This is a genomic window from Hyphomicrobium sp., assembly GCF_035572195.1.
GTDB lineage: Bacteria > Pseudomonadota > Alphaproteobacteria > Rhizobiales > Hyphomicrobiaceae > Hyphomicrobium_B.
This window is the reverse complement of sequence record NZ_DATNBA010000006.1, coordinates 1-13,556: the sequence shown is the minus strand read 5'-3', so window position 1 is coordinate 13,556 and position 13,556 is coordinate 1. Positions and strand designations below refer to the sequence as shown.

The window sequence follows — 13,556 nt, the reverse complement described above, 5'->3', positions numbered from 1 at the left end:
AACGTCAAAACATCCCCCGGGCAAATGCCAACGGGGAATGTACCCGTCGCAGACATAATCTTATCGGCTTCCGAAAATCGCGCTGCCGATGCGCACATGCGTTGCTCCGAAGGCAACCGCCGTCTCGAAATCGTTGCTCATGCCCATGCTGAGACTTTTGAGATCCGTCTCTCGCGCCAGTTTCGCCAAAAATGCGAAGTGCACCGCTGGTTCCTCATCAACCGGCGGAATACACATAAGTCCATCGATTTCGAGCTTCAGGTCGTTGCGGCAGAAATTGACGAACGCCTTCGCCTCCCTCGGTTGCACGCCGGCCTTCTGCGGTTCCTCGCCGGTATTGACCTGGACGAAAAGCTGCGGCCGCCGGTTCTGTCTTGCCATTTCGGCTGCGATCGTCTCGGCAATTTTCAGCCGATCGATCGTATGAATGGCATCGAACAATGCGACCGCATCCTTTGCCTTATTGGACTGCAGTGGCCCGATGAGGTGCAATTCGAGATCGGAGAATTCCGCTCGCAGTGCCGGCCATTTGCCTTGCGCTTCCTGCACCCGGTTTTCGCCAAAGACGCGCTGCCCGGCGGCGATCACGGGGCGAACGGCCGCCGCCTCGATAGTCTTTGAAACGGCAATGAGTTTAGTGCTCCCCGGAGCGCGCCCGGCGTCCTTCGTGGCTGCGGCAATCGCGTCGCGGACGAGCCTTAACTTTTCGGCCGCGCTTTCATGGTAGCCGTCACTTGTCACGCACGTTCCCCTATTCACTTCCAACCTCTCTTTAGGCTTTCTGCCGCTTGGCGAACATGTGTCGCAATTTGTGCAGGGTCGGCCGCATCTACATGTTCGATACCGCAATCTTGTAAGGAACTCCCATGCTCAAACTCGCCGACGCCCGCCGTATCATCGACGCTGCCGAAAAGAAGGCCATCGAGATTGGCCAGCCGATGAACATCGCGGTTGTTGATGAAGGTGCAAACCTCATTTCCCACATTCGAATGGACGATGCCTGGATCGGGTCGATCAATATTGCGATCAATAAGGCATTCACCTCGCGCGCTTTCAATATTTCGACGAAAGAGCTCGCCGAAAACAGCCAGCCTGGCGACCAGTTCTATGGGATACATGTTTCGAACCACGACCGCGTAATGATCTTTGCCGGCGGCATCCCACTGAAGGACTCAAAGGGCGTCGTCATCGGGGCGATCGGCGTGTCTGGCGGAAGCGGCGTTCAGGATCAGTCCGTTGCCGAGGCGGGGGCAAGCGCCCACACCTGCTAAGCATCCAAGTCGCGCGAACGTGCGACATTGCGTACGAACTGCGGCGGGCCGGGCTATTGCCTTGACCCGCCGCATGCTTTTGGGCTCATTACCGGAAATAATTTCATAGTCTGACTTGGACTTCCGAAATCGATGGCCACCGAACGCTATAACGCGCCCGATCGCGAACGCTACTGGCAGCATGTCTGGGAAAAGAGCCAGATTTTCCGCGCTTCCGAAGATAAAGCTCGGCCCAAATGCTACGTGCTCGAGATGTTCCCGTATCCGTCGGGGCGCATCCACATGGGGCATGTGCGCAATTACGCGATGGGCGACGTCTTTGCCCGGTACAAACGCGCCAAGGGCTTCAACGTGTTGCATCCGATGGGATGGGACGCCTTCGGTATGCCGGCCGAGAATGCCGCGATGGAGCGCAAGGTCGACCCCGGCACGTGGACCTACGCCAACATCGACACGATGCGCGGCCAGCTGAAATCGATGGGTCTGTCGCTCGACTGGTCACGCGAGATCGCGACCTGCACGCCGACCTATTACAAGCACCAGCAGAAGCTGTTTCTCGACCTTCTCAAAAAAGGCCTGGCCTATCGCAAGTCCTCGAAGGTCAATTGGGATCCGGTTGATCATACCGTCCTCGCCAACGAGCAAGTGATCGACGGCCGCGGCTGGCGTTCCGGCGCGCTCGTCGAGCAGCGCCAGCTGACGCAATGGTTCTTCAAGATCACCGACTACGCCGAAGAGTTGCTGAGCGATCTCGATACGCTCGTCAATTGGCCCGAAAAAGTGCGCCTGATGCAGGCGAACTGGATCGGCCGTTCCGACGGTATGCTGGTCCGCTGGGCGCTCGACAAAAAGACGGCGCCCAAGGGCTTCAGCGAAGTCGAGGTTTATACGACACGGCCCGACACGCTGTTTGGCGCCTCGTTCCTTGCTGTCGCCGCCGATCATCCGCTCGCCAAGGCAGCCGCCGAAAACAATCCGGAACTCGAAGCCTTCTGTGAGGAATGCCGGCGGATGGGAACGTCCGTCGCCGAAATCGAGGCGGCTGAGAAGCGCGGATTCGATACCGGCATTCGTGCCATCCATCCTTTCGACAAGGATTGGGAACTGCCCGTTTACGTCGCGAACTTCATCCTGATGGATTACGGCACCGGCGCCATTTTCGGCTGCCCGGCCGGCGATCAGCGCGACATGGACTTCGCCCGTCGCTATGGCCTTCCGGTCGTGCCGGTCATTCTGCCGCCCGACAAAGACGCTGCCACGTTCGAGCTGAAAGACACGGCCTATACCGACGACGGCACGATGATCAATTCGCGCTTTCTCGACGGCCTGACGACAAAGGCTGCTTTCGAGGAAACAGCTCAGCGCCTCGAAACGCAAAAACTCGGCCGCAAGCCGCAAGGAGCGCGCAAGGTCAACTTCCGCCTACGAGACTGGGGCATCTCGCGCCAACGCTATTGGGGCTGTCCGATCCCTGTCGTCCATTGCAAAACGTGCGGCGTCGTCCCGGTGCCCGAAAAGGACCTGCCGATCAAGCTCCCCGAGGACGCGACATTCGACAAGCCCGGTAATCCCCTCGAGCGGCACCCGACGTGGAAGCACGTCAATTGCCCGAAGTGCGGTGAGCCCGCGACGCGCGAAACCGACACGATGGACACGTTCGTCGACTCGTCCTGGTATTACGTGCGCTTCACGGCGCCGGAAGCCGCGACACCCGTCGATGTCGACGCCGCGCACTATTGGCTACCTGTCGATCAGTACATCGGCGGCATCGAGCATGCGATTCTCCACCTGCTCTATTCGCGCTTTTTTGCGCGTGCCATGTGCGATACCCGCCACCTGTCCTTCGCCACCAATACCCGCGAGCCGTTCGCGGCCCTCTTCACGCAGGGCATGGTGACCCACGAGACCTACAAATCGCCCGAAGGCTTTTGGATGCTGCCTGGCGACGTCCGGCTCGAAGGCGAGGGCGCCCACCGCCGCGCCGTTGAAATCGCCACAGGCCGCCAGGTTACGATTGGCGCGACGGAAAAGATGTCGAAGTCGCGTAAGAACCTCGTCGACCCCGACGACATCATCGCCCATTACGGCGCCGATTGCGCCCGCTGGTTCATGCTGTCCGATAGCCCGCCCGAACGCGATGTCATCTGGACGGAAGCAGGCGTGGCAGGGGCCGGCCGTTTTATTCAGCGCATCTGGCGGATCGTGGACGAAATTGCCGAGACGTTTCCGGGTCCGCTGGGGGCGAGGCCGGAGTCCTTTGGACCGGAAGCGCTTGAGATCCGCAAGGCCGCCCATCGCGCGCTCGATCAGGTCGGGCGGGCCATCGAAGCCTTGCGATTCAACGTCGCCGTGGCGAACATCCACGAGTTTGCCAATGTTCTCCACTCGGCCCTAAGCCAGAGCGGACCTGATATAGCCTGGGCTGCGCGCGAGGCCGGAGCGTTCCTGGTGACGATGATCGGCCCGATGATGCCGCATTTAGCTGAAGAATGCTGGGCGCGGCTTGGATACAACACGTTGGTCGCGAACGAACCGTGGCCGGCCGTCGAACCTGACCTACTCGTTGACGATCAAGTGACCATTGCCGTACAGGTGAACGGTAAGCGACGGGACGAACTCGTGATTTCACGCAGTGCGAAATCCGAAGACGTTGAGGCCGCAGCATTGAAGCTTGGCTCGGTGCTTCGCGCACTCGATGGGCGGCAGCCTAAGAAGGTCATCGTGGTTCCGCAGAGGATCGTGAATGTCGTTGGCTGAAAGTCAAAGCGGACGACCGAGCGGCAGCGGCCGAGGGAGTCCGCGCGCGCTCTTTTCTGCATTGGGATTTGCAGCGCTGTTGACGTTTGGCGGCTGTGGCGATGGCAGCACCGGCTTCCGGCCGCTCTATGGTACAGCCTCGATCGGCGGCGCCGCGACTCAAGAGAAGCTCGCTGCGGTCGACATCGCGCCGATCCCTGGCCGCGTCGGGCAGCGCATTCGCAACGAACTCATTTTCCAGGCAACGGGCGGCGGTTCGCCGAACCCGCCGCAGTACCGGCTTGATATCGCCATCCGCGAATCCGTCATCTCGACGCTGGTTCAAGTCGATGGCAACGCGGGTGGCCAAATCTACAACATCGAAGCGTCGTACAATCTGGTCAGATTAGCTGACAAGAAGGTCGTCGCGCACGGCAAGAGCTTCGGCCGCGCCTCATTCGACCGCGTGACGTCGATTTTTGCCAACGTCGAAGCGCGTCAGGACGCGGAAAACCGCGCTGCGCAGTCGGTCGGCGAAGAACTTAGAACGCGGCTCCTCGCGGTTCTTTCAACTACCGCCTAATAACGAGCAGCCGGCCTGCGCCGCCTATTGCAAGGCCCGAGTATGGTTGCTGTCAAAGCTCATCAAGCCGCCGCCTTCATGAAATCGCCGCCGCCGCGGCTCACTGCGGCGCTTTTCTTCGGTTCGGACCCGGGGCTCGTCAGCGAACGCTCCGCGGTCCTTGCCGCAATGCTCGCTGACCGCGAAACGCCGCGGGCGGAGATCCTGCGGCTCGACGATGCTGAACTCGACGACGATCTAGGACGCCTCGAGACCGAGCTGCAAATGCGGCCGATGTTTTCATCCCGTCGCGTAGTCCGCGCGATCGCCGGGCGGCGCATTTCTGCGCAGCTGTTGAAGCCGCTCCTCGGGTCAGGCCCGCTTGAGGGGCTGTTGATAGTCGAAGCCGGCAACTTGAAATCCGACGACAGCCTGAAGGCCCTGTTCGAGACTTCAGAAGGTTGTTTCGCCGTCGCGTGCTATCCCGACAGCGCCGCCGATATCGACACCCTGATCACGGACGTTCTGGCGCCGTTTTCGCTGGCGATCGAGCCCGACGCACGCGCCTTGTTGCAAAGCCGCCTCGGCGCCGATCGAACGCTGTCGCGCGCCGAGATCGAGAAGTTGGCGATCTTTTGTCTTGGCCAATCGCCGATCACCGTCGACAAGGTTGAAAGCATCGTCGGCGACGCAGCCGACCTGGCGCTCGAACGGATAGCCGAAGCCGCAGCCGAAGGCCGGACGCAAGCCGCCGTCACAGATTTCGGCCGGGCCATCGCCTCCGGGGAAAGCGCTCAGACGATCATCTTGATAACGCAGCGCTATTTCTTGAAACTCCATAAGGTCAGAAGCGATGTCGACGCCGGGCAGCGTCTCGACGATGCCCTGAAGGCAATGCGCCCGCCGCTGTTCTTCAAGCAGAAGGATGTGTTCGCCCGGCAGGTTCGCCGTTGGACACGGCCGCAGCTCGACCAAGCACTGAGACGCATCGCCGAAGCGGCGAAGGCGGCCCGGCTGTCGTCGGTCATCGAAGATATCCTCGCCGAGCGTTTGATCCTGTCGCTCTCGCTAATGGCAACCGCTGCTTCGTCTGCGTCCGCGAGCCGCTGACGCACGTCTTGCGGGCCGTTTGCTCATCCTTATAGTGCCGCCCAACTCCGGGGGATTTTCATGGCAGACGCACGCTACGACGTGGTCGGAATAGGCAATGCAATTGTCGATATTATCGGCCGTTGCGATGAAGCATTACTCGCAAAAATCGGCGCCCAAAAAGGCAGCATGCGATTGGTCGATGCCGATGAGATCACACGGCTCTACGCTGAAATGGGAGCCGGCGTTGAAATCTCGGGCGGCTCTGCCGCAAATACCATTGCGGGAATTGCTTCATTCGGTGGACGCGCATCTTTTATCGGCACCGTTGCAAACGACGAATTCGGCAAAATTTTTGCGCATGATATTCGTTCGATCGGCGTGACGTTTACAGCGCCACTGGCGTCAGGCACCGCACCGACATCTCGTTCGCTTATTCTCGTAACGCCCGACGGCGAGCGCACGATGCATACGTTTCTCGGAATATCGACCAGCCTCGGCGAAAAACAGCTCGATCTCGAATTGATACGCAACAGCGCCATACTCTATCTCGAAGGCTATCTTTTCGACGAACCCGACGCGAAGCGATCATTTCACCTGGCGGTGCAAACTGCAAAAAGCGCCGGCCGCAAAGTCGCGTTATCGCTTTCCGATGGCTTTTGTGTCGACAGGCATCGAGCTGAATTTCTCGATCTTATTCGCTCAGGCATCGATATTCTTTTCGCCAACGAGTCCGAAATAAAATCACTCTATCAAACAGAGTCTTTCGAACTCGCTGCTGAAAGCGCCAGAAACGATACCAAACTCGCGGTTCTGACACGCAGCGGCAAGGGCTCCATAATTCTCGGTGATGGCCGCACCGTTTCAATTGCACCGGAACCCATTTCGGAAGTCGTCGATACGACTGGCGCGGGCGATCTTTATGCCGCAGGTTTTCTATTTGGATATGCGCGCGGAATGAGCCTCGAAATTTCCGGGCGGCTTGCCAGCCTTGCCGCGTCCGAAATCATCAGCCATATCGGCGCCAGACCCGCTGTTCCGCTCCAACAATTCGCTCGCGACCGCGGCGTTATCTCCTGAATTTCCCCAAACGCCAAAATGGCCAATACGCCGCGTTTCATATACCAATCGATAGTGAACAACGTTCAACATTAGAATGTATAGGGGGTATTTCGTGGCCAATTCGGCGTATTAATTATTTTCCCTGGAATTGCGAAACGTCTTGCCGCAATCTCGAATCCAACGAATCGCTTCGTTTTCGAGGTTCGATTGCATGCTTCACGATTCTACCCGTCGCGGCCGACCAAAGGGAACTGGCATTGACGATAGCGACCGCATAGCGCGTCTTGACGAGCTACTGCGCATCCGTCCCGATCTCAGACCGACAACTGCCATTCGCCTGATGGGATATTCCGATCCTTCAGCTATTCGCCGCCTACGCGATAAATATAAAATCTTTGCGGTATCGACTCGCGCCGGGCTTCTGAAAGAGTTTGCCGCCAATAATCCATCTGCCGCTATCCGCCCGGCTGAACCTCTGCAAACCGCATCGCCGCTGACGCAATTGCGCTGACGTCGTAAGCGGAAGCCATCACGCCCATCTCCTGTCGTCACTACCAGGGCCGCTGCCCCAAGCGGCCTATTTTTTTATTCGGCTTCAGCCAAAATCTCTAAATCTTGCGCAACGAAACCTTTTCGACGCGATGGCTCTCGCCCTTCTGCAGAATGAGTTGAGCGCGCCGTCTTGTCGGGAGAATATTCTCCTCAAGATTCTTGAGATTGATTTCGCGCCAGAGCGTCGTCGCGGTTTCGCGCACTTCGTTCTCCGGCATCGCGGCGTACTTATGGAAATAAGCTCCCGGATCGCGAAATGCCGTACTCCGCAATCGCATGAAGCGAGCCAAATACCATTTCTCGATAATCGCCGGATCAGCGTCGATATAAATTGAAAAATCGATGAAGTCCGACACGAACGGAATCTTGCCGCCATCCTTGGGCATATCAGCCGGCTGCAGAATATTGAGACCCTCCAGAATCAGAATATCGGGTTGTTCGACGAAGACCTCTTGGCTCGGCAGAATGTCGTATTGGAAGTGCGAATAAACAGGCGCCGAAACCCGCGCGACGCCCGATTTGATATCGCCGAGAAACCGCAGCAGACGTGCTGTATCGAAGCTTTCCGGAAACCCCTTGCGCTCCATCAGCCCGCGGCGTTCGAGTTCGGCATTGGGAAGCAGAAATCCATCCGTCGTCATCAAGTCGACGCGCGGATGATCCGGCCAGCGAGCCAGCAAGGCTTTCAGAACGCGTGCCGACGTACTCTTGCCGACGGCAACCGAGCCAGACACCCCGATGACGAACGGGACCTTCGTGTCCTTTCGGCCGAGAAACTCCGAGCTGACCGAATGTAGCTTCTGAGCCGCCGCGACATAGAGATTGAGCAGCCGCGACAGTGGCAGAAAAATCTGTTCGACCTGCTCGACGGAAATTTCCTCGATGACGCCGGAAAGCTGCTCGAGCTCACTCGGCTCCAGCGTCATCGGCGTGTCGGCGCGCAGCCGCGCCCATTCATCGCGCGCGAAGACCCGGTAAGGGGAGAACGGCAAGGCATCGTCGCGAAGCTCGACGTCGCGCTTTTTGTCGGGCCTGCCGACACGCTTGCGCCGCTTCACGTCTGTTCTCCGTTCCGCGCCGCTTTCTCCTCGAGGCCCGATGTTCCCATCCGGCCCTCGAGGACGGCAAATACGTCGTCAAGGGCGACATCGCGGGACTCAAGCAGCACCAGAAGATGGTAGAGCACGTCGGCAGCTTCCGCCTTCAGCGCGGCCGCTTCACCGGCCATCGCCGCAATGACGACTTCGACCGCTTCTTCGCCAAATTTCTTGGCGCATCGCTCCGTGCCCGCGGTCAGAAGCTGGGATGTATAGGACTTTTGCGCACTATCGGACCGGCGCGATTGGATGAGCGCCGCGAGGCGCACCAGCGTATTGATTTCACTCATGATTTTTTCTCGACGTGATCGCCGCGCCCCTGCTTCGGCGGCGCACACCACCAAGCTGCCGCCCAAGCGTCAAGCCGGCCGCCGTCACAATCGCAGAGAAAGCTAGAAAAGTCAGCCGCCTCCGAGGCGTTGCCGGATGTAGTCGAGCTGATCGTAGTTACCGAACTTGATGATCAGCGTCCCGCTTTCGCCCGATCCCCGCTTAATCTCAACGCGCAAACCCAAAAGATCGGTCAGTTCCTTTTCGAAGGCCTTCGTATCGGCGTCCTTATCGCGGTGCCGGCGCGTCGCGGTTGTTCCACTCTCTTCGCCAAGTCCCTGAACCAACGCCTCGACGTCACGCACATTGAGCCCGTCATCGATGATTTTCCGAGCCAATGTCTCCGCGTCGTCACGGCCGATCAGCGCGCGTGCATGCCCGGCTGTCATCTGACCTTGCTGGACGAGAGCTTGAACGCCGACGGGCAGTTTCAAAAGCCGCAACGTATTGGCGACGTGGCTGCGGCTTTTGCCGATAATCTCGGAAAGCTGCTCCTGGCTATAGTCGAAGCGCTCGACAAGCTCGCGGTATCCTGTTGCTTCCTCGATGGCGTTGAGGTCCTGACGCTGAACGTTCTCGATAATTGCGAGTTCGAGAACTTCCCGGTCGTTGAGTTCGCGAATAATGACCGGAACGCTGTGCACGCCCGCCTTCTGAGCCGCACGCCAGCGCCTTTCGCCGGCGACGATTTCGTACCCGCCGCCCATATTCGGGGACGGACGGACGATGATCGGCTGCACGAGGCCCTTGGTGCGGATCGACTCGGCGAGCTCCGCCAGCTCATCCTCGCGAAAGTCCTTGCGTGGATTGAACGGACTCGAACTGATTTCCGAGATCGCAGCCATCCGCTGCTCTCCCTCGGGCGGCAGGTGGTGCCCGAGCGGAGCCGGCTCTCCGATCAACGATGCGAGGCCACGACCGAGCCGGCTCTTCGGTGCAACGGAGTTCATCTGTTTCGTCGTCCCCTGCGTGTTTGATTCTGTTCTTAAGACGTAATCTGAACGTGTTGATTTCAAGCTGCTTTATACTGTCGCTCTCGCTCGATGATTTCGGTGGCCAAACGGATATAGGCCTGGCTTCCGGCGCAATCGTAGTCGTAGAGCAGGATCGGCTTTCCGTGCGACGGCGCCTCCGCGACGCGCGTGTTGCGCGGGATCACCGTCTCGTAGACTTTCGGACCGAAGAAGGCGCGCACGTTGTCGGCGACTTCTCGCGACAGCGACGTGCGTGCGTCATGCATCGTCAGCACGACACCCTGAATTTCGAGCCGCGGATTGAGCGTCGCTCTGATCTGCTCGATCGAATCCTTCAGCTGCGAAATACCTTCGAGTGCGAAGAACTCGCACTGCACCGGCACGAGCACGGCATGCGCGGCGGTCATCGCGTTGAGTGTCAGGATGTTGAGCGACGGCGGGCAATCGATCAGGATGTAACTGAAATGCGCTTCGCCAGAGCGGCTGCGCTGGTGCCCGACGAGTGCCGTCACCGCATCGCGAAGCTTGAACGGCCGAGTCTGATCGGCTGCAAGCGCACTGTCGATACCGACGAGATCGCTGTTGGCGGGCACCGCGAAGAGGCCCGGCACCGCCGTCGGCATGACCGCATCGAGGATCGTGGCGCCCCCGGTCAGCACGTCGAAGGACGTTCTGAGGCGCGCTTCAACCGAAATCCCGAGACCCGTCGAGGCGTTGCCCTGGGAATCGAGATCGAGGACGAGGACCTTTTCTCCGACGGCCGCCAGCGCGGTACCGAGGTTGATCGCCGTCGTCGTTTTACCGACGCCGCCTTTCTGGTTGGCAATAGCAACGACACGCGTACTCGCATGTGCGCCGCCAACGCCCGAAACATAGCCGGCCACGGGATTATCCCTCCGTCTTGCGTCCAAGAGCCTTGGGCTGCAAAGTCTTGGGCTTCAACGCTTTGAGCAACACGACGCTAGAGCCCTCGTCCGTCATGCTCGGCTTCAACTCGTAGGCAAATTGCCATTTTCGAGCCGCCTCTTCGATCTCGGCCGCAACCCCGCGGCCTTTCGAAAACAATCCGAGCGTGGAGGACGCAAAGTACGGCGCTACGAGCCCAACAAGCCGCGGTAGTGGTGCGAGAGCACGCGCCGTAACGCAGTCGACTGCTCCTACCTTAGCGCGAGTCTCGGCATTTTCGATCCTCATGCACAGGATGTCCACAGCCACACCCGTTTCTCGGACGACTTCCCGCAGAAAGGCCACTTTGCGACTGTCGCTTTCCACGAGTACATGGCGACTGTTGCCGTCCGCCCCAAGGATCGCCAGCACAAGCCCCGGAAATCCGGCGCCGGAACCAAGATCGAGCCAGGTTCGAGCCTCGGCCGGCCGATACTGCCAGAGCTGCGCACTATCGGCGAAATGCCGGTGCCAGATGTCGTCGATCGTGCTCGGCGCAACGAGGTTGATCGTCTTCTGCCAATGAGCAAGCAAACTCGCGTAAGTAGCGAGCCGGTCTAGCGTTTCACGTGAAATTCCGAACGCCGCTTGAAATGATTCGGAATTATCGATTCGCGGCCGGTGCATCACGCTGACTTGCGCTCGCGGCCGGCCGCCTTGAGCCTAGCCAAAAGCGTCAGCAGCGCCGCAGGTGTCATGCCTTCGATGCGCCCGGCCTGAGCAATCGTCGCCGGGCGATGCCGCACCAGCTTTTGGCGCACTTCGGCCGACAGGCTCGACAGAGCCGCATAATCGAAATCGGCCGGAATGCGCACCGCCTCATCGCGTTGTAACTGCGCGACGTCCTGATCCTGGCGACGCAAATAAGCGGCGTAATGGGCATCGACCTCAAGCTGGGCCGCGATTCGCGGCTCGAGGCGGCCGATCTCAGGCCAGATCGCCTTCAGCCGCTCGAGCGTCAGATCCGGTAGCGCCAGCAGATCGAAGGCCGTCCTGCGGCGCCCATCACGATTGACGGTCAGGCCGTGGCGCGCCGCCTCGGTCGGCGTCAATGAGAGTTGGTTCAGCAAGTCGAGGCCGTCGTGGAGCGCCTTAGCCTTGGCCTCGAACTTCGTTTGCCGGGCGGCGCCGACGCAACCGGCTGCGACGCCGGCCGGGGTCAACCGCTGATCGGCATTGTCGGCGCGAAGCTTCAAGCGAAACTCGGCGCGCGAAGTGAACATGCGATATGGCTCAGAAACGCCACGCGAAACGAGATCGTCGACCATCACACCGAGATACGCCTCGGTCCGCGAAATGACGAACGCATCCGCCGAGCCGCCGGCCGCGCGGGCCGCATTGATTCCGGCAAGCAAGCCCTGGGCGCCCGCCTCTTCATATCCGGTCGTGCCGTTGATCTGGCCGGCGAGATAGAGCCCCGGCAGACGCTTCACTTCGAGGCCAGGCGTCAGTTCGCGCGGATCGACGTAATCGTATTCGATCGCGTACCCCGGCCGCTTGATCATGACGTGCTCGAGTCCGGGGATCGTCTTCAGAAAGGCATCTTGAACTTCGGCCGGAAGCGATGTCGAAACGCCGTTCGGATAGACCGTATCGTCGTCGAGCCCTTCGGGTTCGAGGAAAATCTGGTGCGCCGTGCGATCGGCGAAGCGCACGACTTTGTCTTCGATCGACGGACAATAGCGCGGCCCAACACTTCCGATTTGCCCGGAATAGAGCGGCGAACGGGCGAGATTGGCGCGAATGATGTCGTGGGTCGCGGTCGTCGTGGTGGTGATTCCGCAGGTGATCTGAGGCGTCGTGATTCGCTCGGTCAAAAACGAGAACGGCACCGGATCGTCATCGGCCTTCTGCATTTCGAGGCCCGACCAGTCGATCGACTTGCCATCGAGCCTGGCGGGCGTGCCGGTCTTCAGGCGTCCGAGTTTCAAACCCAGCGCATAGAGCCTATCGGAGAGCTTGAGAGCGGGCGCTTCACCGGCGCGTCCCGCCGGGATCTTCTGCTCGCCCATATGAATGAGGCCATTGAGAAAGGTGCCGGTCGTCAAAACCACGGCACCGGCCGGGAACACGCGACCATCGCCGAGTAGCACGCCGACGACACGGCCCTCTTCAACTATCAGGTCTTCAACCCCACCCTCGATGACGTCGAGATTGGTGGTCGCCGTTATCTCAGCCTGCATCGCCAGCCGATACAACTTGCGGTCGGCCTGAGTGCGGGGACCGTGCACGGCCGGGCCTTTGGATCGATTGAGCAGGCGGAATTGGATGCCGGCTGTGTCGGCGACCCGGCCCATCAGGCCGTCGAGCGCGTCGATCTCGCGGACCAAATGACCCTTGCCGAGCCCGCCGATGGCCGGGTTGCACGACATTTCGCCGACCGTCGCGAAAGCGTGCGTGACGAGCGCCGTCCGGGCGCCGATGCGAGCTGCAGCGGCGGCCGCCTCGGTTCCGGCGTGCCCGCCGCCGACGACGATGACGTCATACATTTTCTTCGACGGTGACACTGAGGCCGGCTTTCTTATCTGGATTGGCGTCGGAATAACCCATTCCCGGCGCGCGCAACAGCCCACTTATTCCCTCTCCCCGCTCGCGGGGAGAGGGTTAAGGGTGAGGGGCGGCCGCCCGCAAAAGCCGGTTGCTCGAAAGACCCTCCCGCGAGGAATTTCCCTTAGAGTGCCGTTTCCCGCCAATTGTCATCCCGGGCAAGCCGCATGCGAGACCCGGGACCCAATGACATTCAGCGATGACGAGACCGCTACGCTTCGACCGGGATGACAGGTTGAAGGAGCCGCCGTCGCCGGTGAAGGTCGCCGCCCACCCCCGACCATTCCAAAGCGAATCCGTGACGATTTCACGTGAAAAAGGATTCACGTGAAACAATGAGTCGCTATTTGCCGATACAGAACCGGCTGAAGATCTGATCGAGTACGTCTTC

General features: G+C 60.0%; 13 protein-coding genes. 6 read left to right on the top strand and 7 right to left on the bottom strand.

Annotated features, from left to right (window positions below):
* Positions 1–60 precede the first annotated feature (60 nt).
* Positions 61–741 (bottom strand): YggS family pyridoxal phosphate-dependent enzyme, encoded by a 681-nt coding sequence (locus tag VN623_RS00945; protein ID WP_325567169.1) that lies wholly within the window; start codon positions 739–741, stop codon positions 61–63.
* A 125-nt stretch (positions 742–866) separates the two neighbouring features.
* Here VN623_RS00945 and VN623_RS00940 point away from each other — a divergent pair, with 125 nt between their 5' ends.
* The 6 genes from VN623_RS00940 to VN623_RS00915 all read left to right on the top strand — a co-directional run bounded on the left by VN623_RS00940 (position 867) and on the right by VN623_RS00915 (position 7,231).
* Complete coding sequence (locus tag VN623_RS00940) at positions 867–1,271, top strand: heme-binding protein (protein ID WP_325567167.1); 405 nt, start codon at positions 867–869, stop codon at positions 1,269–1,271.
* A 132-nt stretch (positions 1,272–1,403) separates the two neighbouring features.
* Positions 1,404–4,028: a leucine--tRNA ligase gene (gene leuS, locus VN623_RS00935; protein WP_325567165.1), complete on the top strand. Its 2,625-nt coding sequence runs from the start codon at positions 1,404–1,406 to the stop codon at positions 4,026–4,028.
* On the top strand, positions 4,015–4,590 hold the full coding sequence (locus tag VN623_RS00930) for a hypothetical protein (RefSeq protein WP_325567163.1): 576 nt from the start codon (positions 4,015–4,017) through the stop codon (positions 4,588–4,590). Before leuS ends, VN623_RS00930 begins: the two co-directional genes overlap by 14 nt.
* A 42-nt stretch (positions 4,591–4,632) precedes the next feature.
* Positions 4,633–5,679 carry a DNA polymerase III subunit delta gene (holA, locus tag VN623_RS00925; protein WP_325567161.1) on the top strand — a complete coding sequence of 349 codons (1,047 nt, stop codon included), beginning with the start codon at positions 4,633–4,635 and terminating at the stop codon, positions 5,677–5,679.
* 60 nt (positions 5,680–5,739) lie between these two features.
* Complete coding sequence (locus tag VN623_RS00920; protein ID WP_325567159.1) at positions 5,740–6,738, top strand: adenosine kinase; 999 nt, start codon at positions 5,740–5,742, stop codon at positions 6,736–6,738.
* A 193-nt stretch (positions 6,739–6,931) separates the two neighbouring features.
* Positions 6,932–7,231: a hypothetical protein gene (locus VN623_RS00915; protein WP_325567157.1), complete on the top strand. Its 300-nt coding sequence runs from the start codon at positions 6,932–6,934 to the stop codon at positions 7,229–7,231.
* A 97-nt stretch (positions 7,232–7,328) separates the two neighbouring features.
* Here VN623_RS00915 and coaA read toward each other — a convergent pair whose 3' ends face one another.
* The 6 genes from coaA to mnmG form a co-directional block, all read right to left on the bottom strand.
* Positions 7,329–8,264: a type I pantothenate kinase gene (gene coaA / locus VN623_RS00910; protein WP_325567209.1), complete on the bottom strand. Its 936-nt coding sequence runs from the start codon at positions 8,262–8,264 to the stop codon at positions 7,329–7,331.
* Between the two features lie 62 nt (positions 8,265–8,326).
* Positions 8,327–8,659 (bottom strand): phosphoribosyl-ATP diphosphatase, encoded by a 333-nt coding sequence (locus VN623_RS00905; protein WP_325567156.1) that lies wholly within the window; start codon positions 8,657–8,659, stop codon positions 8,327–8,329.
* A gap of 111 nt (positions 8,660–8,770) precedes the next feature.
* A complete protein-coding gene (locus VN623_RS00900; RefSeq protein WP_325567154.1) occupies positions 8,771–9,649 on the bottom strand; it encodes a ParB/RepB/Spo0J family partition protein in 879 nt (292 codons plus the stop codon).
* A gap of 62 nt (positions 9,650–9,711) precedes the next feature.
* Positions 9,712–10,557, bottom strand: a complete 846-nt coding sequence (locus VN623_RS00895) for a ParA family protein (RefSeq protein WP_325567152.1) — start codon at positions 10,555–10,557, stop codon at positions 9,712–9,714.
* Positions 10,558–10,561: 4 nt separating this feature from the next.
* Positions 10,562–11,245, bottom strand: coding sequence for a 16S rRNA (guanine(527)-N(7))-methyltransferase RsmG (gene rsmG / locus VN623_RS00890; RefSeq protein WP_325567150.1), 684 nt, complete (start codon positions 11,243–11,245; stop codon positions 10,562–10,564).
* A complete protein-coding gene (gene mnmG / locus VN623_RS00885) occupies positions 11,245–13,107 on the bottom strand; it encodes a tRNA uridine-5-carboxymethylaminomethyl(34) synthesis enzyme MnmG (protein ID WP_325567207.1) in 1,863 nt (620 codons plus the stop codon). The genes rsmG and mnmG overlap by 1 nt, the downstream gene beginning before the upstream one ends.
* Positions 13,108–13,556: the final 449 nt, after the last annotated feature.